This window comes from Comamonas sp. GW821-FHT11H03, from assembly GCF_058807955.1.
Map to the genome: position 1 here is coordinate 412,860 of NZ_JBXARF010000003.1, position 21,400 is coordinate 434,259.

The following is a 21,400-nucleotide window of genomic DNA, read 5'->3' on the forward strand; positions in this document are numbered from 1 at the left end:
CCGCTCCAATACGACAAAAGAGACTCAACATGTCTGAAACAACAACCCCGGCCTCCCACTGGCTGTTGGGCCGTATCACATGGGACCAGATTCCCATGACGCATGAGCCCATCGTGCTCTTGACCTTTATTGCCGTGGTGCTTGGCGGCCTCGTCGTGGTCGGCGGCATCACCAAGTTCCGCCTCTGGGCTCCGCTGTGGAACGACTGGATCACCTCCATCGACCACAAGAAGATCGGCATCATGTACATGATCCTCGGTCTGGTCATGTTCCTGCGCGGCTTTGCCGATGCCGTGATGATGCGTCTGCAGCAGTCCATGGCCTTCGGCGACAACATGGGCTACCTGCCTCCTCACCACTACGACCAGATCTTCACGGCACATGGCGTGATCATGATCTTCTTCGTGGCGATGCCCTTCGTGACCGGCCTGATGAACTACCTGGTTCCTCTGCAGATCGGCGCACGTGACGTGTCCTTCCCGTTCCTGAACAACTTCAGCTTCTGGATGACCACCGGCGGCGCCGTGCTGGTCATGATCTCCCTGTTCCTGGGCGAGTTCTCCACCTCCGGCTGGCTGGCTCTGTCCAATCTGGGGCACCAGAGCGGCAGCACGGGTCTTGACTACTACATCTGGGGCCTGCAGGTCGCCGGTGTGGGCACGACCTTGTCAGGTATCAACCTGATCGTGACCATCATCAAGATGCGCGCTCCCGGCATGAACCTGATGAAGATGCCCGTCTTCACCTGGACTGCCCTGTGCACCAACGCCCTGATCGTGGCTTCCTTCCCAGTGCTGACCGCAGCCCTGGTGCTGATGTCGCTGGACCGCTACGTCGGCACCAACTTCTTCACGAACGAGCTGGGCGGCAACCCCATGCTGTACGTGAACCTGATCTGGATCTGGGGCCACCCCGAGGTCTACATCCTGATCCTGCCCTGCTTCGGCGTGTTCTCCGAAATCGTGGCAACGTTCAGCCGCAAGCGCCTGTTCGGCTACACCTCGATGGTCTACGCCACCGTGTGTATCACCATCCTGTCCTACCTGGTGTGGCTGCACCACTTCTTCACCATGGGCTCGGGTGCCAGCGTGAATACCTTCTTCGGTATCACCACGATGATCATCTCCATCCCCACGGGCGCGAAGATCTTCAACTGGCTGTTCACCATGTACCGCGGTCGCATCCGCTTCTCGGTGCCCATGCTGTGGACGGTGGGCTTCATGGTCACCTTCGCCATTGGCGGCATGACCGGCGTGCTGCTGGCCGTGCCTCCCGCAGACTTCGTGCTGCACAACTCGCTGTTCCTGATCGCCCACTTCCACAACGTGATCATCGGCGGCGTGGTGTTTGCCGTGTTTGCCGGCATCAACTACTGGTTCCCCAAGGCTTTCGGCTTCCGACTCAACGAGTTCTGGGGCAAGGCTTCGTTCTGGTTCTGGCTGGTCGGCTTCTGGGTTGCCTTCACTCCCCTGTACATCCTGGGTCTGATGGGCGTGACTCGCCGCGCCAACCACTTCGACGATCCCTCGCTGCAGATCTGGTTCATCATCGCTGCCTGCGGTGCTGCCCTGATCGCTGCCGGTATCGGCTGCTTCTTCATCCAGCTGGCCGTGTCCATCTGGAAGCGCGACGAACTGCGTGACGTGACCGGCGATCCATGGGAAGGCCGCACCCTGGAATGGGCCACTTCCTCGCCCCCTCCCCAGTACAACTTCGCCTTCACCCCCGTGGTGCACGACATCGACGCCTGGACCGACATGAAGAAGCACGGCTATCAGCGTCCGCTGAGCGGCTTCGAGCCCATCCACATGCCCGCCAATACCGGCGCTGGCGTGGTGATTGCCGGCCTGTCCACCGTTCTGGGCTTTGCTCTGATCTGGCACATGTGGCCTCTGGCGATCGCCTCGTTCGCCGCGACCATCCTGGCCTCGATCATTCATACCTTCAACTACAAGCGTGACTACTACATCCCTGCGGCCGAAGTGGCCACATCGGAAGAAGCACGTACCAAGCAGCTTGCAGCAGCCCATGTCTAATACACATATCAACGCTGGCGGCGCAGCCGCCCTGGCTACTCGCGAGTACCACCTCGCGCACGAGCCCCATCCGGAAAACGGCACCTCGCTGGGCTTCTGGCTCTACCTGATGAGCGACTGCCTGATCTTTGCCGCACTGTTCGCCACCTATGGCGTGCTGGGCCGCAGCTATGCAGGCGGCCCCTCGGGCAAGGACCTGTTCGATCTGTCGCTGGTCGCGGTCAACACGGCCTTCCTGCTGATGTCGTCCATCACCTTCGGCTTTGCCATGCTGCAAAAGCAAAAGAAGAACGTGAACGGCACGCTGCTGTGGCTGGCCGTCACCGGTCTGCTGGGCGCAGCCTTCCTGGCCGTGGAACTCTATGAGTTCCACCACCTAATCCATCAAGGTGCAACGCCTCAGAGCAGCGCCTTCCTGTCGTCCTTCTTCACGCTGGTGGGCACCCACGGTATCCACGTGACCTTCGGTCTGGTCTGGCTGATCACCCTGATGATCCAGATCAAGAAGCACGGCCTGATCAACGAGAACGTGCGCCGTATCAACTGCCTGTCCATGTTCTGGCACTTCTTGGACGTGGTCTGGATTGGTGTGTTCACCTTTGTGTATCTGATGGGGGTGCTGTAAATGAGCGCACACGATATCCACGCCGGTCATGACGATCACCACGATCACGACGACCTGCACGTCACCATGGGCGACTATGTGAAGGGTTTCATCCTGGCCGTCATCCTGACTGCCATCCCCTTCTACCTGGTCATGAACAACATCATCACCGACCGCTCCACGGCTGTGGCCGTGCTGGGTCTGTTCGCGGTGATCCAGGTGCTCGTGCACATGGTGTACTTCCTGCACATGAACGGCAAGATCCAGGGCGGCTGGACCATGCTGTCCACCATCTTCACGGTGATCTTCCTGGCGATTGCGATCTCCGGCACGCTTTGGGTCATGTTCCACATGAACACCAACATGATGCCCGGTCATGAAATGCACCAGGCCGCAGGCAATGCAGATCACGAAGGTCACACGGCTCCCGCTGCTGTCACACCTTGACTGACCTCATGAAGAACCAGAGCGCTGCACGGCAGCGCTCTCCCTTCGCCAAGGCGATGCTCGCGTTTGTGGGCATCGCCTTGTTTTTAGGGTTCATGGCTCTGGGCACCTGGCAGGTGCAGCGCCGCGCCTGGAAGCTCGATCTCATCGAGCGCGTGGAGCAGCGCGTGCACAGCGCCCCCGTGGCCTTGCCCGAGCCTGGTCAATGGCCGCAGATCAATGCGGCCAGCCACGAGTACCTGCCCGTCAAGGCGCAAGGCCGATGGCTGGACAGGCAAAGCGTGCTGGCCAAGGCATTGACCGAAGCCGGTGCGGGCTTCTGGCTCATGACGCCGCTGCAACTGAGCGATGGCACGCAGGTTCTGGTCAACCGCGGCTTCACGCCCGAGAAACTGCGCAGCCAGTGGCTCAAGCAGATTGCCGAAGCCGGGCCATCGGCCGAGACCGTCACCGTCATCGGACTGATGCGCATGAGCGAGCCCGGCGGCGGCTTTCTGCGCAAGAACGATCCCGCCAACGCCCAGTGGTACTCGCGCGATGTCGCCGCCATTGCCCAGGCCCAGGGCCTGAGCAGGCCCGCCCCCTACTTCATAGACCAGGGCGTGCCCGCCAGCAACCCGGCCTATGTCCGGGCAGAGGCCGACACCGAAGTCCTGCGCCCCGGCATGACAGTCATCCGGTTCCCGAACAGTCATCTGGTCTATGCACTTACCTGGTATGGGCTGGCAGCCATGGTGCTGGGAGCGGCCTGGCTGGTGCGCCGGCACGACAAGGCGGTTGCCGCAAACTGATGCCTCCCCCTGAAAGCGCTCCCCGGAGCGCTTTTTTTCGGCCCCTGCGGACTGCTCCTACATCACGAATGCATAGCCCCAGAGGCGTCCGAGGCAGGCCTGCTCGGTGACAATTGCGCGGTGAGCCAAATTTCCGATTCCCTGTTTCGCGTACAGCGCCTGACCGAGCGGCAGAACATGCAGCTGCTGATTCAGCTGCGCTGGATTGCCGTGGTCGGCCAGGTCGTCACCATCTCGCTGGTGCACTACGGCTTTCAGATTGCACTGCCCCTGCTGCCCATGGCGCTGGTGCTGGTGGCCCTGGTCGCCACCAACCTGGCCTACATCTACTGGAGCCAGGGCCTGCACCGCCCCGTGACCTCGCGCAGCGTCTTCTATGCGCTGCTGGCCGATGTGCTGGCCCTGACCATTCAGCTGTACCTGAGCGGCGGTGCCAGCAACCCCTTCATCTATCTGTATCTGCTGCAGGGCATTCTGAGTGCCGTGCTGCTGCCCGCTCATTACACCTGGTGCGTGGTCGCGGCCTCCTTTGTCGGCGTCCTGGGCCTGACCCTGTTTCACCAGCCGCTGCATGTGCAGTTCGCCACTCAGGAAGGCTTGCCCAGCCTCTACGTCGTGGGCGTGCTCATCAGCTTTGCGTTGACCAGCATCCTGACCATCGTCTTTCTGACCCGCATCGTCGAGAACACGCGCCGCCGCGACAAGCGCATCTCCAATATGCGCCAGCGCGCCAGCGAGGAGGAACATATCGTGCGCCTGGGCCTGCTGGCCACCGGCGCGGCCCACGAGCTGGGCACCCCCATGGCCACCATGTCCGTGATCCTGGGCGACTGGCAGCATATGCCGGCCCTCATGCAGGACGAGGACCTGCGCGAGGACCTGCAGGAAATGCAGCGCCAGCTGCTGCGCTGCAAGTCCATCGTCTCGGGCGTGCTGCTGTCTGCCGGCGAGACCCGGGCCGAAGGCACGGAAAGCACCACCTTCGCCAGCTTTGTGCAAGGCGTGGTCAGCCACTGGCAGGCGCATAACAGCCTGCAGCACTTTGCCCTGCACCAGCAGGGCGTGAAGGACTTCGCCATGCTCTCGGATACTGCATTGCAGCAAATGATTTGCAATTTGCTGGACAATGCCCTCGAAGCCTCGCCCGGCTGGGTGGAGCTGACCCTGAGCAGCGACCAAGACCAGATACGCATCCAGGTGCGCGACCACGGCCCGGGCTTCGATGCCACCGTGCTGCAGCAACTGGGCCAGTGCCATGTCTCCACCAAGCAGGAGCGCCCCGGTCGCGGCCTGGGCCTGTTTCTGGTGACCAATGTGGCCCGCGCCCTGGGCGGCCGCGTTCATGCCGGCAATCTGCCGGCTCAGCAAGGCGGTGGCGCTCTGGTGGAGGTCAGCCTGCCCCAGTCCGCTCTCGCGATTTAAGACATTGTGGTTTGCATGGTAGAAGACCGTTTACTGCTGCTGGTTGAAGATGACGCGGCATTTGCACGCACGCTCAAGCGCTCGTTCGAGCGCCGGGGCTACCGCGTGCTGCATGCCACCAGCGGCGAGGAAGTGCAGCAGATGCTGACCCAGCACCGGCCGCAATATGCGGTGATGGACCTGAAGCTGGCCGGCAATGCATCGGGCCTGAACTGCGTGCAGATGCTGCATCTGCACAACCCCGATGCGCTCATTGTCGTTCTCACCGGCTATGCCAGCATTGCCACGGCCGTGGAAGCCGTCAAGCTCGGTGCCTGCCACTACCTGGCCAAGCCCTCGAATACCGACGATATCGAAGCCGCCTTCGGGCGGGTCGAGGGGCGTACCGACGTAGAGGTCAGCAGCCAGACCACCTCCATCAAGACGCTGGAATGGGAGCATATTCACGAGACCCTGGCCGAGTCCGGCTTCAATATCTCCGAGGCCGCACGCCGCCTGGGCATGCACCGGCGCACCCTGGCGCGCAAGCTGGAAAAACGCCAGGTCAAGTGACCGGCGTCAGACTCAATCATCAATGTTGATAGCTGATACCGCTTATCAGTATTGACTTTCAAATGTAAAAGTATCTGAAATCGTTATGCAGCAAGCGATAGCAGCTCCTTTTTTCATTGGTTTCATCGCCTCGCCCCAGCGCACAGGCAGGCGCTCATGAAGCAGCAGCCACAGCGGCAACCCCGACTCATAGGAGCCACCGGCCTCGGCCTGCTGGCTCTGTCCTATGCAATAGCCCTGCCCTGGCTGGTGCGCGGCGAAGCCGTGGACCTGGTGCCTTTTCTCTGCGCCCTGGTCTTTGGCTGCTGCCTGATCCGCCCTGCCACGCTCGCCTTCGAGCGCGCATCCAAGCGCGCCAAGGCCCTGGCCGTGACGCTTGTGGCCCTGCTTGCCGCCGCCATCGCGACTGCCGTGGCCGGCGGCCATGTTCAAAGCTGGCTCGCACATCTGCGCACCATGCCGATGTGGCAGGTCAATCACCTCTTTTTCCTGTTTTTCGCCTTGCTGCCGCTCAGCAAAGGCATCATCGTCGCCGCTCTCAACTTCATCAGCCAGGCGGCACGCGGCATGGTAGACAAGCCCTAGACAAGCCCTAGAAAAGCACTAGACAGGCTCCAGCGCCATATTCCCGCGCCAGCCCGGCATTCACAGCGCAGCCAGCTATAGTTGCGCCGGACATGCACATCATGAAAACCCTGGGCCGACTTGTTTTCTCCGCCTTGCTGGCACTGCTTGCCGGCGTGGCCGTGGCGGCGCTTTTTCTGCCGTTTCACAGTATCTTGCTGCCGCCCGACGGGGTCAGCTGCCTGAATGAGGGCATCTCGGGATGCGTGCGTGCCCTGGAGATAAGCCTGCTTGTTTACGGCCCCTTGTTCTCCATCATCGGCGTTCTGGCCGGCACACCGATCTTCATGCTGCTTCTGTACCTGCGTGATTGACCAGGCTGCTGCGCCTGGGCATCGACCTGCGGCGCTATCGTGCGCCGCAGCACAGAACATCTGCGCCAAAGCCTGCCTCCGCTCAGACCGCCCACGCCGAAAAAAGCCGTGGCGGCTGCGGCATCCGCCAGCGCCCACTCATCGGCCCCGACCGCTGAATCAGCATTCATAGCTGGCTTCGCTCTCCTTTAGGGGAACTCAGATACAAAAGCACCTGAGTTTCATGCTGAAAATGTGACAGAAGCTCCTATAAAGAGAGCAAACACAGGCCAGACAGGCAACAAAAAACCGGCAGTGTCTCCACTGCCGGTTTCTGGTCTCAGCGCCCCTCACGGACGCCGGAAAAAGCCTTCATGGCTTGCCTTAATCGGCCACTACCTGCTCGGGCTCGGCCTTGGAGGCGTCCTTGGGCAACTCGGTAATGGTGAGCTTGACATCACCCTTGCCTTCGTTGCCCGCTTCGTCCCAATCCACTTCCAGGCGCCCGCCGTTGGTCAGACGACCGAACAGCAGCTCATCGGCCAGCGAGCGGCGGATGGTGTCCTGGATCAGGCGCTGCATGGGGCGTGCCCCCATGAGCGGATCGAAGCCCTTCTTGGCCAGGTGCTTGCGCAGCTCGTCGCTGAAGGTGACGTCCACCTTCTTCTCGGCCAGTTGCTGCTCCAGTTGCAGCAGGAACTTGTCGACCACGCGCAAGATGATCTGCTCGTCCAGCGGCTTGAAGCTGACGATGGCATCCAGACGGTTGCGGAACTCAGGCGTGAACAGGCGCTTGATATCGCCCATTTCATCACCGGCCTCACGCGGATTCGTGAAACCGATGGTGGCCTTGTTCATGGTCTCGGCACCCGCATTCGTGGTCATGATGATGATCACGTTGCGGAAGTCGGCCTTGCGCCCGTTGTTGTCGGTCAGCGTGCCGTGATCCATGACCTGCAGCAGCACGTTGAAGATGTCCGGATGCGCTTTCTCGATTTCGTCGAGCAGCAGCACCGAATGCGGCTTCTTGGTCACGGCCTCGGTCAGCAGACCGCCCTGGTCAAAGCCCACATAGCCGGGAGGCGCGCCGATCAGTCGGCTGACGGCATGACGCTCCATGTACTCGGACATGTCGAAGCGGATCAGGTCCACGCCCAGGATGTAGGCCAGCTGCTTGGCAGCTTCCGTCTTGCCGACGCCCGTGGGGCCGGAGAACAGGAAGGAGCCGATCGGCTTGTCCGGCTTGCCCAGACCCGAGCGCGCCATCTTGACGGCGGACGCCAGCACCTCCAGCGCCTTGTCCTGGCCGAAGACCACGCTCTTCAAGTCACGCTCCAGCGTCTGCAGCTTGCTGCGGTCGTCGTTGCTGACGTTGGCGGGCGGAATGCGGGCGATCTTGGCCACGATGGCTTCGATCTCGGCCTTGCCGATGGTCTGCTTGCGCTGAGCTTCGGGGGCAATGCGCTGGGCAGCGCCCGCCTCGTCGATCACGTCGATGGCCTTGTCGGGCAGGTGACGGTCATTGATGTACTTGGCCGACAGCTCGGCCGCCGCCTGCAGGGCGTCCTGCTCGTAGGTGATGCTGTGGTGCTCCTCGAAGCGCGACTTCAGGCCCTTGAGGATGTCCACGGTCTCGGCCACGGTTGGCTCGACCACATCCACCTTCTGGAAACGGCGCGACAGGGCCGCGTCTTTTTCGAAGATGCCACGGTATTCCGTGAACGTGGTCGCACCGATGCAGCGCAGCTGACCGCTGGACAGCGCGGGCTTGAGCAGATTGGACGCATCCAGCGTGCCGCCCGATGCCGCACCGGCGCCGATCAGCGTGTGGATCTCGTCGATGAACAGGATGGCATGCGGCTTGTCCTTGAGCGACTTGAGCACGCCCTTGAGGCGCTGCTCGAAATCGCCGCGGTACTTGGTGCCGGCCAGCAGCGCGCCCATATCCAGCGAGTAGACCACGCCATCCTTGAGCACCTCGGGCACCGTGCCTTCGGTGATGCGCCAGGCCAGACCCTCGGCAATGGCCGTCTTGCCCACACCGGCCTCGCCCACCAGCAGCGGGTTGTTCTTGCGGCGGCGGCACAGGATCTGGATGGTGCGCTCGACCTCGTACTCGCGCCCGATCAGCGGATCGATCTTGCCTTCCTTGGCCGCCACATTCAGGTTGAGCGTGAACTGCTCCAGCGGCGAGGCCTTTTCATTGCGCTCGCCAGCGGCGCCTTCTTCGCTCTCCGAGGGAGATTCGGCCTTGGCTGGCTCGGGCGGCTCGCCCTTCTTGATGCCATGAGCAATGAAGTTGACCACGTCCAGGCGCGTCACGCCCTGCTGGTGCAGGTAGTACACGGCATGGGAGTCCTTTTCGCCGAAGATGGCCACGAGCACATTGGCACCCGTCACCTCCTTCTTGCCATTGCCTGTGGACTGCACATGCATGATGGCGCGCTGAATCACACGCTGGAATCCCAGCGTGGGCTGCGTATCCACCTCTTCGGTGCCGTCCACCTGCGGTGTGTTGTCCTTGATGAAGTTGGACAGCGATGAACGCAGGTCGTCTATGTTGGCCGCGCATGCGCGCAGCACTTCAGCTGCACTGGGGTTGTCCAGCAGGGCGAGCAGCAGATGCTCCACGGTGATGAACTCGTGGCGCTGCTGACGGGCCTCGACAAACGCCATGTGCAAGCTGACTTCCAGTTCTTGAGCGATCATGTGCGACTCCTTTCGGCTTGCTTGGTTGACTCTGTGCTAACTAATCTGAGGGCGGACTGCGCTTATTCAACAGGCTCGAATGTGGCCTGCAACGGATGGCCCGCTTTCTGGGCCGCCTGCAATACCTGCTCGACTTTTGTCGCCGCCACATCCTGGCTGTAGACGCCGCAGACACCACGGCCGTCCAAATGAATCTTGAGCATGATCTGCGTGGCCGATTCGCGGTCCTTGCCGAACAGCTCCTGCAGCACGGCAATCACGAACTCCATGGGCGTGAAGTCGTCGTTGAGCATCACCACCTGATACATGCGTGGCGGCTGCAGCCGCTGGCGGCGCCGTTCAAGCACCAAGGAATCTCCATCGTCAGGCGTTCTGATCGCTGGCGAGACCGGGGGAATTGATGGGAGTTGGGTAGCCATGAAATCCATTCTAGCGAGCCGTTGCAATGTTTTTGCGCTGGCATATGCATAGCATTGTTAGGGATTTCAAGGCGGCTGAAAGCAAAATTGGCAAAACCAAGGGAAATCCATGGAGATCCCTTACCCAGCAAGCGCTCTGCGCTATCAAAAAAAAGGGCTCCTATCCGACATTCGAGTGCAAGCAGCTCGAAAAGGCAGCCCATGCTTTTTATTCATAAACCACTTTGACCTGACCGGCAGCAGCCGAGCCATACCAGGCGGCCAGTGCGGCATCCGACGGATAGAAGCGGCTGCTCTCGCCCAGCGCCAGCTCGCAACTGGCCGAGCCGCGCCCGTCCCGGCAGATCAGGTCCAGACGGACCTTCACGCCATGGTTGATATTGCCGCTCTCGGTTTCCTCGACCTTGGCCGGGAACTGACGCAGCAGCGCTGGCACATCGGGCATTTTCTCCCCGACGCTGACCTGCAGATAGCGTGCAAAACGGCAGCGTGCATCGGCCAGACTCCACATCTGCTGCACCTTCATGCGCAGGCCGCCGCTGAAGCGGTCGGGCTGCAGACGCCCCGAAACCACGACAAACTCGTCCTCCTTGAGCACATCGGCGCAGGCAGCCATGGTTTTTTCGTCGACGGAAGCTTCGATCACTGCCGATTTGTCGTCCAGCGTGAAGATGCTGAGCTTGCCGCGCTGGCCGTTGATGGTGCGCAGACCGCCGATGATGCCGGCCATGGTCTGCGGCTCGCGGCTGCCCTGCATCTCGCCGATCGGGGTGCGCACGAAACGGCGCACTTCGGCCTCGACCTCGTCGAACAGATGGCCCGTCAGATAAAAGCCGATGGCCGTTTTTTCCAGCGTCAGCTTTTCCTTCACGCCCCAGGGCAGCACATCGGCCATGGGCGGCTCCGCCGTGCTCGAGCCCAGCGCGTCATCGCCCATCATGTCGAACAGACCGCCCTGGTCGGCGTTGGCAATCGACGTGGCAGCAAAGCCGAAGGCCGTGTCCAGCGTCGCCATCAGCGAGGCGCGGTTCATGTCTATCGAATCAAAGGCGCCGCCCTTGATCAAGGCTTCCACCGTCCGCTTGTTGATGCGGCTGCGATCCACGCGCAGGCAGAAGTCGAACAGGCTCTTGAACGGTCCCTTCTCGTGGCCGTTGGGGCCTGTGCCCTCGCCATTGCGCGCGGCCACGATGGCTTCGATAGCCGCCTGCCCTGTTCCCTTGATGGCTCCAAGGCCATAGCGTATGACCTTGTCGGTCACCGGCTCGAAGCGATGCACGCCGCGGTTCACATCGGGCATCTCGAAAGTGATGCCCATCTTGAGCGCGTCCTCGTACAACACCTTGAGCTTGTCGGTGTTGTCCATTTCCACGGTCATATTGCCGCAGTAGAACTCGGCCGTGTAGTGCACCTTGAGCCAGCCCGTGTGATAGGCCAGCAGGGAGTAGGCTGCCGCGTGCGACTTGTTGAAGCCGTAGCCCGCGAACTTCTCCATCAAGTCAAAGACCTCGTCGGCCTTTTCCTCGCTCAGTCCGTTCTTGGCTGCGCCTTCGCGGAAGATGGCCCGGTGCTTGACCATCTCCTCGACCTTCTTCTTGCCCATGGCACGGCGCAGCAAGTCGGCGCCACCCAGCGAGTAGCCGCCCAGCACCTGGGCGGTCTGCATCACCTGCTCCTGGTAGACCATGATGCCGTAGGTTTCGGCCAGCACCGACTCGACCAGCGGATGCGGGTACTCCACGACTTCCTGCCCGTGCTTGCGGGCAATGAAGGTGGGAATCAGGTCCATGGGGCCTGGACGGTAGAGGGCGTTCAGGGCGATCAGGTCTTCCAGCCGCGAGGGCTTGGCCTCCTTGAGCATCTGCTGCATGCCGCGCGATTCAAACTGGAAGACAGCTTCGGTCTTGCCGTCGGAGAACAGCTTGTAGGTCGGGTAGTCGTCCAGCGGAATGTTCTCGAACTGGAAGTTCTCCTGGCCCTTGTGGCGCTTCATGATGAATTCGCGCGCAATCTCCAGGATCGTCAGCGTGGCCAGACCCAAGAAGTCGAACTTCACCAGGCCCACGGCTTCCACGTCGTCCTTGTCGTACATGGCCACGGCCGAGGTACTGCCGGGCTGCTGGTACAGCGGGCAGAAATCGGCCAGGCGGCCCGGCGCAATCACCACACCACCGGCATGCATGCCGATGTTTCGCGTCATGCCCTCCAGGCTCTGCGCCATCTCGATCAGGGTCTTGACGTCCTCCTCGCGCTCGATGCGCTCGGCCAGAATCGGCTCCTCCTTGATGGCGTAGGTGTATTTGTCGCCTTCCTTGGGCGGATTGGGCGGGTACTTGAGCGTGACATGCAGGCCGGGCTTGTTCGGGATCAGCTTGGAGATGCCGTCGCAGAAGGTGTAGCTCATGTCCAGCACGCGCCCCACGTCGCGGATGGCCGCACGCGCAGCCATGGTGCCGAAGGTGGCGATCTGGCTGACGGCGTCGCGGCCGTAGCGATCCTTGACATAGTCGATCACGCGGTCGCGGTTCTGCTGGCAGAAGTCCACGTCAAAGTCGGGCATGGACACGCGCTCCGGGTTCAGGAAACGCTCGAACAGCAAGTTGTATTCCAGCGGGTCGAGATCGGTCACCTTGAGCACATAGGCCACCAGCGAGCCGGCACCCGAGCCGCGACCCGGTCCCACTGGGCAGCCATTGGCCTTGGCCCACTTGATAAAGTCCGACACGATGAGGAAGTAGCCCGGAAAGCCCATCTTCATGATGGTGCCCAGCTCGAACTCCAGCCGCTCCACATAGCGCGAACGCTGGGCGTCGCGCTTGGCCGCATCGGGATAGAGGTGGACCAGACGCTCTTCCAGCCCCTGGTAGGACTCATGGCGGAAGAACTCGTCCATGGTCATGCCATCAGGCACGGGGAAGTTGGGCAGTTGCGGGTTGCCCAGCTCCAGCGTCAGGCTGCAGCGGCGGGCAATTTCCACCGTGTTCTCGATCGCGCTCGGAATGTCGGCAAACAGCTGCTCCATTTCGGCAGCGGTTTTGAAATACTGGTCGCGGGTGAACTTGCGCACCCGCTTGGCATTGCCCAGGATCTCGCCTTCAGCGATGCAGACACGGGCCTCGTGTGCCTCGTAATCATCGGGCTTGGCATACTGAATCGGGTGTGTCGCCACCACCGGGAGATTCAGACGGCTGGCCAGCTTCACGGCCGCCAGCACATGCGACTCGTCATCGGGACGGCCCGCGCGCTGCAGCTCGATATAGAAGCGGTGCGGGAACATGGTGGCCAGGCGCTGGGCAATCTCGGCCGCACCTTTCTCATCACCACGCGTCAGGGCTATGCCCACGGGGCCGGCATGCGCACCGGACAGCACGATCAGCCCCTCGCCCAGCTCCTGCAGCCATTCCCACTTGTGCTGCGCCTGATCACGCACCACATTGCGCGTCCAGCCGCGGGCCAGCAGCTCGGCAATATTGTGATAGCCCTGCTTGCTCTGCACGAGAACGATGATCCGCGAAGGGGGCGCGTCGCCCAGCCCTTCGAGCACGATCTCGGCGCCCAGCAGAGGCTTGACGCCCTTGCCGCGACCTTCGCGGTAGAACTTGATGCCGCCAAACAGATTGTTGAAGTCGGTAATGGCCATCGCCACCTGCCCGTCTTCGGCAGCGGCCTTGATCATGGCATTGACGCGGGTGGTTCCGTCGACGACGGAGAATTCGGTGTGCAGGCGCAGATGGACAAACATGGCCGCTATTGTAGGAAGAGCGCGTCGTCCCTGCGGACTCAATGCCTCTAGATTCGCTGAGCCCTGGCGTAAAGACGCCAGCAACTCGCCGGCGCGATCCGGCGGCCCATTACAATGCGTCGATCCTTTTTCAGGAAGGTCCGGCCCTGGTGGTGTATGGTGTAGGTTTTGCGCCTTGCCGCCAGATGCGACGGGCCTGCCTCCTATTACCGCTAATGATCGTCAGAAAACTGTCCACCATGCCGCGTATTTCACTGACTCTAGTCCCTGCCGTGTTAATCGCCGCCACGCTGGCGGGATGCTCCAGCACCAAGGACGACCCGACGGCCAAGTGGACACCCGAGCGCATCTATACCGAAGCGCGCGATGAATCTTCCTCCGGCGCCTATGACAAGGCCGTGCCGCTGTTCGAGAAGCTCGAAGGCCGTGCTGCCGGCACGCCGCTGGCCCAGCAGGCCCAGCTGGAAAAAGCGTATGCCCAGTACAAGGCCGGCGAAAAAGTGCAGGCTCTGGCCACGCTGGACCGCTTCACCAAGCTGCATCCTGCCAGCCCCGCCATGGACTACGCCCTCTACCTCAAGGGTCTAGTCAACTTCAATGACAACCTGGGCATGTTCGGCTGGCTGACCCGCCAGGATCTGTCCGAACGCGACCAGAAAGCCGCCAAGGATTCGTTCGAGTCCTTCCGCGAACTGGTGACCCGCTTTCCAGATTCCAAGTACTCCGACGATGCCCGCCAGCGCATGCAGTACATCGTGAACTCGCTGGCCCAGTACGAAGTCCATGTCGCCAAGTACTACTTCAGCCGAGGCGCCTATGTGGCGGCCATTGCCCGTGCGCAGGCTGCCATCAGGGACTACCAGAACGTGCCCGCAGTGCGCGAAGCCATGGTGATCCTCGTCAAGTCCTATGACGCCCTGGGCATGACTCAGCTGCGTGACGACGCCCAGCGCGTGCTGGAGAGCAGCTATGGCGCCAACACCGAACAAAACGTAGAGAAGAAAAAAGAATCCTGGTGGAAGCTCTGGTAAGCAACGTTTGCCGCCCAAAGGACAAAAGGATGCGTCAATCGCATCCTTTTTTCATTGCTACGCCTCTGAATCCTGCACCGGCGTCTGCTCACCGTCACGCCTGGCGCGTTGCACCGTCAACTGCTGCAGCGCCGCCTCGAATTCCGGCTGACTGCCCAGCACGCGCATGGGAGGCAACGCCGACATCAACTCCGCGCCATAGCCCATAGTCATCAAGCGACTGTCGCAGATGACCAGCACGCCACGATCGGCCTCACTACGGATCAGGCGTCCAGCCCCTTGCTTGAGGGCCAGTGCCGCCTCGGGCAGCATGTAATCATGAAACGCCCCTCGCCCCACGCTCTCCAGCAGTCGCGAACGGGCTTCGACCAGGGGGTCGTCAGGTGGCGGAAACGGAAGCTTGTCGATCACCACCAATTGCAGCATGTCGCCGGGCAGGTCCACCCCCTCCCAGAAAGTGGCGGAAGCCACCAGAACAGCTCCACGCCCCGCGACTGCCCCGGCGGCCATAAAGCGCTCAATCAAGGCCAGCTTGGGTGCCTCGCCCTGAACCAGCACATCCAGATCTGCAAACAGGCCCAGACTGGTGCGAAGCGAGGCGCTGATCGCATGCAGGGCCTTGATTGTGGTGGTCAGCACCAGGGTGCGCCCGCCTATGCGCTGCGCTGCATCCAGCACCAGTTGGGCGACCTGCTGGCTGTGCTGTGCGCTGCCGGCCGCAGCAAAGGGCTGGGGCACATAGACACCGGCTTGCCGATGGTAGTCAAAGGGGCTTTCCACCTGTAGTACCTGAGCGCCGCGCAGGCCGCAGGACTCGACAAACCAGCTCAGCTGAGCGTCATTGCCCAAAGTGGCAGAGGTGAAAATCCAGGCCTTTTTCCTTGAAGGATCGGGCTCATCGCCCTGGTCCGTGCCGGCATCCTCCAGCGAGCGCTGAAGCAGCCGCTGCTGCATGATGCGGGCAATCGACAGCGGAGACTCCAGCATGCGCAGATACTGCGCACCTATCTCCAGCCAGCGCACGCATTCATCATCTGCAGGTGCAGCAAAGCGTGCCAGTCGCGCGAGCAACTCTGCGCCGCGCTCATACAGACGCTGCAACTCGACCCCTGCACCCTCCAGGCTTGAGAGTGGAATCAACAGGGCACGCAGGCTCTGCCCCAGCCGCACCAGCGCCGCACGCCATTTCGCCGCATCCAGTCCCTGCGGGGTCACCGCTTGCCACGCAAGCCGCCCTCCGACCGGAGGCTTGCCTGCCTGCAGGCGCAGCTCACGCATGGCCTGCTCCAGCGTGGCGCAGAGCACCAGCCAGTCGGACATGCCGCGGGCATGCTCCTGCGTCAGCCGAAGGGCATCACGTGCGTACCCCACCAACTGCTGACTGGACACAGCCTCGCCGGCAAACTGCACGCCGATGTCGTTGAGCTGATGGGCTTCATCGATCACCACCACGCCGGTGTTGGGCAAAAGACGAGCCATGCCGCTGTCGCGCACATCGAGATCGGCAAACAGCAGGTGATGGTTGACCACCACCACGTCGGCCTCCAACGCTTGCTGACGCGCCTGGTTGACATGGCAGTCCTGCCAGTGCGGGCAGTCAGAGCCCATGCAATTGTCCTTGGTGGAGCTCACCAAGGGCATCACAGGGGAGCGCTCATCCAGCGCCGTCAGTTCGGCCAGATCACCGGTACGCGTGACCCTGGCCCAGCGCTCCACATCCGCCACGGCGCGCAGCACCTGTGGATCCTGGGGAGCCGTGCGGCCCTGGCGCACACGCTCCAGCCGCTCCGTGCATAGATAGGAAGAACGCCCCTTGAGCCTGGCCATGCGCAAAGGCAGGCCCAGGCCATGAACCAGGCGCGGAAGATCACGGGCAAACAACTGGTCCTGCAGCGCCTTGGTGGCCGTGGACACCAGCACGCGCTGGCCGCTGAGCAAGGCCGGCACCAGATAAGCGTAGGTCTTGCCAACACCCGTGCCTGCCTCCACCACCAGCACCCCGCCCTCCTCTATGGCCTGAACCACAGCCAGCGCCATGCGGGTCTGGCCTGAGCGCGGCGTGAATGCGGGCTCGGCCAGCGAGAGCGCACCTTGCTGCGCAAACACCTGCGCGACCGCCTCCTGCAAATGAGTCAAAACCGTTTCACCTTCCAACAAGCCAAGTCAGCTCAAGCTCACATAAGATCGCAAATATTCGCCGAAGCCCAGCCTCCGGCCGATAAAATGTAACGCAACGTTAAATTTCGCTCTGCAAGCGCACCCGCACACACTCATGTCATCCAGCTACCGCATTCAGGCGGCCACCGGCATTCATCGCGGTGACCGAGAATACCAGCAGGACCAGGTTCTGCTCATGGCGCACCCCTATGCCAAGGGCTGCATTCTCGGCGTGGTAGCCGATGGCATGGGCGGGCGCAGCGGCGGGAGAAAGGCATCCGATCAGGTCATGCTGACGGCTCGCCAGCTTTTCGAGCGCTTTGAGCCCGCCAAGGAAGACTGCATACGCATGCTGCGCACCATTGTGCAAGATGCCCACACCGTCATTCGCCTCACCGCCATAGCAGCGGAGCAGGAGCCCCACAGCACCATCGCGGCCTTCATAGTGCTGCCCGACAATCGCTGCCACTTCATGCACTCCGGCGATTCACGGCTCTACCATTTTCGCGGTGCCGCGCTGGTGCACCGTTCGCTCGATCACTCCTATGTACAGGCACTGGTCGAGCGCGGCGAGCTCACTGAAGCCCAGGCTCAGTACCACCCACAGTCCAATATCTTGCTGGGCTGCCTGGGAGCCGAGCCGCCTCCGCCCATGCGCCACCACATGATTGAGAAACTGCTGCCTGGCGACAGCCTGATGGCCTGCTCGGACGGCCTGTGGCATTACTTCACCGCACAGGAGCTGGGCACTGTGCTTGACGGACTCTCGCCACGCGAAGCCTCTCAATTTTTGATTGAAAAAGCCAGGCGGCGCGCGGCTGGGGGTGGTGACAACCTCTCGCTGGCAATACTCAAGCTGGATACCTCAGCCGCAGCAGCAAGCGCTTGAAGCGTTATCAGTCCGGACAAGACATCTTTAAACGCCTTGGAAACGCGCGCCTGCCGCAATGCTATCGGCAGCACCCTGCTGTTGGGCACCGCCGATGCTGGAATGCATCAGGGAGCAGGTGCTGGCAGCGGCGCTACTGTCTGACCGCGCTCCTTGGCCTGCTGCAAGGCTCTGGCTTTGTGCTCGGCTGCAGCCTTTAGCTTGGCCTCATGATCTGCCCGGGCCTTGGCTTCACGCTCGGCTCGCCCCTGATCGGCTTGGGCACGGTTTTTCTCGTGGCGGCGCACATAGTCGGCCTGCTTGCTGGCACGCTGCTGAGCCTCGGTCTGGCGCTGGGCCCGCGCCGCCTGCTCGTCAACGGCAGGTTTGGCACCCGAGCCAGTGGGCTGTGGCGAGCTCTTGCCGTTCTTCTCGCGTTGCTGCGACTTCATGGGCACGGCAGCGTTTTCGGCTTTTTTCTCTTCGATGGCCTGCAGCTTGGCCGCCGCCTTTTCCTTGCGCTGCGCATCGTTGATTTCCAGCTCGCGCGCACGCAGCGGCGCGTCTTTCTCCCGCGCCACCTTGCGGGCATCGGCCAGACAGCCCTCCACGGCAAACTTCTGGTAGCAGAGCTTTTCATCAGCCACGCGCTGCTGCTCGATGACGGCGCGCTTGCTCAGAAGCTCGTCGCGCTCGGCTTCGCGCTGCTGGTGCAGATGCTGGCGCGCCTTTTCGGCAATCTCCTTCTGCGCCTGCTTGTCAGCCTGCTGTGCCGAATCCGCCTTTACCTGAGCCATGGCCGGCGCGCAAGCCAGCCAGACGGCGGCCAGGGGCGCCAATGCAAAGCCTGCAATGCGGCGGCGGATCAGCTGGGCAAGGATAGTGGACATCGTCATCAACTCGGAAACTCGAAGTACAGGCTGGCATCTTAAGGCCGCAGGCAGCTGCCTGCAGACGATCAGGTCAAGCTGGTGTCGACCACGCGGCGCTCAAGCGCCAGATATTCCTTGGAGCGCATCTCGTTGAGGCGCGAGACGGTGCGCGGGAACTCGTGGGACAGAGGACCTTCGGTATAGATCTTCTCGGGTGGCACGGCAGCCGACACAATGAGCTTGACATGGCGATCGTAGAGCACGTCCACCAGCAGCGTGAAGCGCCGCGCGGCCGAAGCCATGTTCACATGCAGCTCGGGCACGTCGGACAGCAAGATGGTGTGAAACTGCGTGGCGATTTCGAGATAGTCGTTCTGCGAGCGCGGGCCGCCACAGAGTTCGCGGAAGTCAAACCACACGACGCCGCCGGCGCGGCGCTTGGCCGCAATCTTGCGAGTCTCGATCTGCATCACAGGCTCTTCGTCATGGGCTTCGGCCAGGCGATCGAAGGTCTGCTGCATCGCCGCATCGGCTTGCGGGCCCAACGGACAATGATAGAGCTTGGCATCCTCGAGAGTGCGGCGGCGATAGTCGGTGCCGTTGTCCACATTCACCACTTCCATGCGCTCCTTGAGCAGGGCAATCGCAGGCAGGATCCGGTCGCGATGCAAGCCACCGGGATAGAGACCGTCAGGCTCGAAGTTGGAGGTTGTCACAAAGCCCACGCCGTTGGCAAACAGCGACTCGAGCAGCCTGTAGAGAATCATGGCATCGGTGATGTCGGCGACATGAAACTCGTCAAAACAGATCAGCTTGTACTTCTTGGCGATCTTGGCGCCGAGGGCATCGAGCGGATTCTGCGTGCCTTGCATCAGATGCATCTCGCGGTGCACTTCGCGCATGAATTCGTGAAAGTGCAGGCGCACCTTGCGCTTGAGGGGCACGGCGTTGAAGAAGCATTCCATCAGAAAGCTCTTGCCGCGCCCCACCCCGCCGTACATATAGACACCCCTGGGCAGATCGGGGTGATTGATCAGTTTCTTGAGAGCATTGGAGCGCTTGCCCTTGTACGCGGCCCACTCGTCGGCACAACGCTGCAACGCATCGACTGCACGCAACTGCGCGGGATCACTTTTAAAACCCTTGGCGGCCAGTTCCGCCTCGTAGGCTTGTCTTACATTCACCGTCTTGTCTCCAGATGCTCAAAAAACAATAGCCGCTACCGCTTATGCACTAAGCGTTAGCAGCCATTTTGTTCTGAATTCCAAAAGAAACTCAGCCTGCGCACGGGCACTTCACAGCCATGTCAAAACCTGCGCGCAAGACTGAAAAAAAACTTAGAAGTTCAGGGTGCGCTTGTCCACAGCCAGAGCCGCTTCCTTGGTGGATTCGGACAGCGAGGGGTGAGCGTGGCAGATACGGGCGATGTCTTCGCTCGATGCCTTGAACTCCATGGCCACCACGGCTTCGGAAATCAGTTCGGACACCATGGGACCCACCATGTGCACGCCCAGGATCTCGTCTGTCTCGGCATCGGCCAGGAACTTGACCATGCCGGTCGTGTCGCCCAGTGCGCGCGCGCGGCCGTTGGCCAGGAAGGGGAAGGAGCCTGCCTTGTACTTGACGCCGTCGGCCTTGAGCTGCTGCTCGGTGCGACCCACCCATGCGATTTCAGGGCTGGTGTAGATCACCCAGGGGATGGTGGCGAAATTCACATGACCGTGCTGGCCGGCAATGCGCTCGGCCACAGCCACGGCTTCTTCCTCGGCCTTGTGCGCCAGCATGGGGCCGCGCACCACGTCGCCCACCGCCCACACGCCAGGCAGATTGGTCTTGCACAGATCGTCCACCACGATGGCGCCGCGCTCATCCAGAGCCAGACCCACGGCTTCGGCGTTCAGACCATTGGTGTTGGCGGTGCGGCCGATCGAAACGATCAGCTTGTCCACTTCCAGGCTCTGGGCTTCGCCCTTGGCATTGGTGTAGGCCACGGTCACGCCCTTCTTGCCGGACTTGACTTCACCGATCTTCACGCCCAGCTCGATCTTCAGACCTTGCTTGTCGAACGCCTTCTTGGCTTCCTTGGAGATCTGCTCATCCACCACGGGCAGGAACTTGTCCATGCCTTCGAGCACGGTCACTTCCGTGCCCAGACGGCGCCAGACCGAGCCCATTTCCAGGCCGATCACGCCGGCACCGATCAGGCCCAGCTTCTTGGGAGTCTTGCCCAGACGCAGAGCGCCGTCGTTGGACAGGATGTTCTCTTCGTCGAAGGCCACGCCAGGCAGCGCGCGAGCGTTGGAGCCGGTGGCCACCACGATCTGCTTGCCGGTGATGATTTCTTCGTCCTTGCCGGCAACCTTGATTTCATAGCCGCCTTCGGCAGCCTTCACGAAAGAGCCGCGGCCGTGGAAGAAGGTGACCTTGTTCTTCTTGAACAGGTACAGGATGCCGTCGTTGTTCTGCTTCACGATGGCGTCCTTGCGGGCGATCATCTGCGCCACGTCCATCTCGACCTTGCCGGTGGAGATGCCATGGTCGGCGAAGTGCAGCTTGGCATGCTCGAAATGCTCGGAGGACTGCAGCAGTGCCTTGGAGGGAATGCAGCCCACGTTGGTGCAGGTGCCGCCGGGAGCAGCGCCGCCAGATGCGTTCTTCCACTCGTCGATACAGGCGACGTTGAAACCCAGTTGTGCAGCGCGGATGGCAGCGATGTAGCCGCCGGGGCCTGCGCCGATCACGACGACGTCAAATTGCTTGCTCATGATTTGAATCTTTTCTCTGTTTAACTCGAAAAAAGCCCACCGCTTTTGGTGGTGGGCTTTGTAGAAGC

Annotated in this window: 17 protein-coding genes; 10 read left to right on the forward strand and 7 right to left on the reverse strand. The window is 61.8% G+C overall.

All coding sequences use genetic code 11. The annotated features are described in order from the left end of the window. Nucleotides 1-29 precede the first annotated feature (29 nt). The 8 genes from cyoB to AC1RTQ_RS10220 all read left to right on the forward strand — a co-directional run bounded on the left by cyoB (nucleotide 30) and on the right by AC1RTQ_RS10220 (nucleotide 6,790). Entirely contained in the window at nucleotides 30-2,036 is a 2,007-nt protein-coding gene (cyoB, locus tag AC1RTQ_RS10185) for a cytochrome o ubiquinol oxidase subunit I (protein ID WP_304350126.1), read from the forward strand. Further along, entirely contained in the window at nucleotides 2,029-2,661 is a 633-nt protein-coding gene (gene cyoC / locus AC1RTQ_RS10190; protein WP_003055501.1) for a cytochrome o ubiquinol oxidase subunit III, read from the forward strand. The genes cyoB and cyoC overlap by 8 nt, the downstream gene beginning before the upstream one ends. Next, entirely contained in the window at nucleotides 2,662-3,087 is a 426-nt protein-coding gene (gene cyoD / locus AC1RTQ_RS10195; protein ID WP_492875407.1) for a cytochrome o ubiquinol oxidase subunit IV, read from the forward strand. Nucleotides 3,088-3,095: 8 nt separating this feature from the next. Continuing rightward, the gene (locus AC1RTQ_RS10200) at nucleotides 3,096-3,878 is read left to right on the forward strand and encodes an SURF1 family protein (protein WP_492875409.1); all 783 of its coding nucleotides are present in this window, start codon (nucleotides 3,096-3,098) and stop codon (nucleotides 3,876-3,878) included. 120 nt (nucleotides 3,879-3,998) lie between these two features. Then, a complete protein-coding gene (locus tag AC1RTQ_RS10205) occupies nucleotides 3,999-5,300 on the forward strand; it encodes an ATP-binding protein (protein ID WP_302090976.1) in 1,302 nt (433 codons plus the stop codon). 15 nt (nucleotides 5,301-5,315) lie between these two features. After that, entirely contained in the window at nucleotides 5,316-5,852 is a 537-nt protein-coding gene (locus AC1RTQ_RS10210) for a response regulator transcription factor (RefSeq protein ID WP_302090977.1), read from the forward strand. Nucleotides 5,853-6,008: 156 nt separating this feature from the next. Next, nucleotides 6,009-6,437, forward strand: coding sequence for a polymerase (locus AC1RTQ_RS10215; RefSeq protein ID WP_492875411.1), 429 nt, complete (start codon nucleotides 6,009-6,011; stop codon nucleotides 6,435-6,437). 92 nt (nucleotides 6,438-6,529) lie between these two features. Continuing rightward, complete coding sequence (locus AC1RTQ_RS10220) at nucleotides 6,530-6,790, forward strand: hypothetical protein (RefSeq protein WP_492875413.1); 261 nt, start codon at nucleotides 6,530-6,532, stop codon at nucleotides 6,788-6,790. A 363-nt stretch (nucleotides 6,791-7,153) separates the two neighbouring features. Here the strand turns inward: AC1RTQ_RS10220 and clpA are convergent, their stop codons facing one another. The 3 genes from clpA to dnaE all read right to left on the reverse strand — a co-directional run bounded on the left by clpA (nucleotide 7,154) and on the right by dnaE (nucleotide 13,639). Then, nucleotides 7,154-9,478 carry an ATP-dependent Clp protease ATP-binding subunit ClpA gene (gene clpA, locus AC1RTQ_RS10225; RefSeq protein WP_302090980.1) on the reverse strand — a complete coding sequence of 775 codons (2,325 nt, stop codon included), beginning with the start codon at nucleotides 9,476-9,478 and terminating at the stop codon, nucleotides 7,154-7,156. A gap of 62 nt (nucleotides 9,479-9,540) precedes the next feature. Further along, nucleotides 9,541-9,906, reverse strand: coding sequence for an ATP-dependent Clp protease adapter ClpS (gene clpS / locus AC1RTQ_RS10230; RefSeq protein ID WP_034349666.1), 366 nt, complete (start codon nucleotides 9,904-9,906; stop codon nucleotides 9,541-9,543). 199 nt (nucleotides 9,907-10,105) lie between these two features. Then, nucleotides 10,106-13,639 carry a DNA polymerase III subunit alpha gene (dnaE, locus tag AC1RTQ_RS10235; protein ID WP_492875415.1) on the reverse strand — a complete coding sequence of 1,178 codons (3,534 nt, stop codon included), beginning with the start codon at nucleotides 13,637-13,639 and terminating at the stop codon, nucleotides 10,106-10,108. A 239-nt stretch (nucleotides 13,640-13,878) separates the two neighbouring features. Here dnaE and AC1RTQ_RS10240 point away from each other — a divergent pair, with 239 nt between their 5' ends. Beyond that, nucleotides 13,879-14,670, forward strand: coding sequence for an outer membrane protein assembly factor BamD (locus AC1RTQ_RS10240; RefSeq protein ID WP_302090982.1), 792 nt, complete (start codon nucleotides 13,879-13,881; stop codon nucleotides 14,668-14,670). A gap of 57 nt (nucleotides 14,671-14,727) precedes the next feature. On the opposite strand, the gene yoaA is transcribed toward AC1RTQ_RS10240, so the two are convergent. Then, nucleotides 14,728-16,806 carry a DNA repair helicase YoaA gene (gene yoaA, locus AC1RTQ_RS10245; RefSeq protein WP_492875418.1) on the reverse strand — a complete coding sequence of 693 codons (2,079 nt, stop codon included), beginning with the start codon at nucleotides 16,804-16,806 and terminating at the stop codon, nucleotides 14,728-14,730. A 136-nt stretch (nucleotides 16,807-16,942) separates the two neighbouring features. On the opposite strand from yoaA, the gene AC1RTQ_RS10250 reads away from it, so the two are divergent. Continuing rightward, nucleotides 16,943-17,716 carry a PP2C family protein-serine/threonine phosphatase gene (locus AC1RTQ_RS10250; protein ID WP_302090984.1) on the forward strand — a complete coding sequence of 258 codons (774 nt, stop codon included), beginning with the start codon at nucleotides 16,943-16,945 and terminating at the stop codon, nucleotides 17,714-17,716. 107 nt (nucleotides 17,717-17,823) lie between these two features. Here AC1RTQ_RS10250 and AC1RTQ_RS10255 read toward each other — a convergent pair whose 3' ends face one another. The 3 genes from AC1RTQ_RS10255 to lpdA form a co-directional block, all read right to left on the reverse strand. Continuing rightward, on the reverse strand, nucleotides 17,824-18,585 hold the full coding sequence (locus AC1RTQ_RS10255) for a hypothetical protein (protein ID WP_492875420.1): 762 nt from the start codon (nucleotides 18,583-18,585) through the stop codon (nucleotides 17,824-17,826). A gap of 68 nt (nucleotides 18,586-18,653) precedes the next feature. Further along, nucleotides 18,654-19,751, reverse strand: coding sequence for a cell division protein ZapE (gene zapE, locus AC1RTQ_RS10260; RefSeq protein WP_492875422.1), 1,098 nt, complete (start codon nucleotides 19,749-19,751; stop codon nucleotides 18,654-18,656). A gap of 153 nt (nucleotides 19,752-19,904) precedes the next feature. Beyond that, complete coding sequence (gene lpdA / locus AC1RTQ_RS10265; RefSeq protein ID WP_492875424.1) at nucleotides 19,905-21,332, reverse strand: dihydrolipoyl dehydrogenase; 1,428 nt, start codon at nucleotides 21,330-21,332, stop codon at nucleotides 19,905-19,907. Nucleotides 21,333-21,400: the final 68 nt, after the last annotated feature.

What these genes read in the sequence shown, in the direction of transcription:
- cyoD (WP_492875407.1), top strand. Translation starts at nt 2,662, where the DNA reads ATGAGCGCACACGATATCCACGCCGGTCATGACGATCACCACGATCAC.
- clpA (WP_302090980.1), bottom strand. Translation starts at nt 9,478, where the DNA reads ATGATCGCTCAAGAACTGGAAGTCAGCTTGCACATGGCGTTTGTCGAG.
- AC1RTQ_RS10255 (WP_492875420.1), bottom strand. Translation starts at nt 18,585, where the DNA reads ATGTCCACTATCCTTGCCCAGCTGATCCGCCGCCGCATTGCAGGCTTT.
- AC1RTQ_RS10200 (WP_492875409.1), top strand. Translation starts at nt 3,096, where the DNA reads ATGAAGAACCAGAGCGCTGCACGGCAGCGCTCTCCCTTCGCCAAGGCG.
- AC1RTQ_RS10210 (WP_302090977.1), top strand. Translation starts at nt 5,316, where the DNA reads ATGGTAGAAGACCGTTTACTGCTGCTGGTTGAAGATGACGCGGCATTT.
- cyoB (WP_304350126.1), top strand. Translation starts at nt 30, where the DNA reads ATGTCTGAAACAACAACCCCGGCCTCCCACTGGCTGTTGGGCCGTATC.
- dnaE (WP_492875415.1), bottom strand. Translation starts at nt 13,639, where the DNA reads ATGTTTGTCCATCTGCGCCTGCACACCGAATTCTCCGTCGTCGACGGA.
- AC1RTQ_RS10215 (WP_492875411.1), top strand. Translation starts at nt 6,009, where the DNA reads ATGAAGCAGCAGCCACAGCGGCAACCCCGACTCATAGGAGCCACCGGC.
- AC1RTQ_RS10220 (WP_492875413.1), top strand. Translation starts at nt 6,530, where the DNA reads ATGCACATCATGAAAACCCTGGGCCGACTTGTTTTCTCCGCCTTGCTG.
- clpS (WP_034349666.1), bottom strand. Translation starts at nt 9,906, where the DNA reads ATGGATTTCATGGCTACCCAACTCCCATCAATTCCCCCGGTCTCGCCA.
- AC1RTQ_RS10240 (WP_302090982.1), top strand. Translation starts at nt 13,879, where the DNA reads ATGCCGCGTATTTCACTGACTCTAGTCCCTGCCGTGTTAATCGCCGCC.
- lpdA (WP_492875424.1), bottom strand. Translation starts at nt 21,332, where the DNA reads ATGAGCAAGCAATTTGACGTCGTCGTGATCGGCGCAGGCCCCGGCGGC.
- AC1RTQ_RS10250 (WP_302090984.1), top strand. Translation starts at nt 16,943, where the DNA reads ATGTCATCCAGCTACCGCATTCAGGCGGCCACCGGCATTCATCGCGGT.
- cyoC (WP_003055501.1), top strand. Translation starts at nt 2,029, where the DNA reads ATGTCTAATACACATATCAACGCTGGCGGCGCAGCCGCCCTGGCTACT.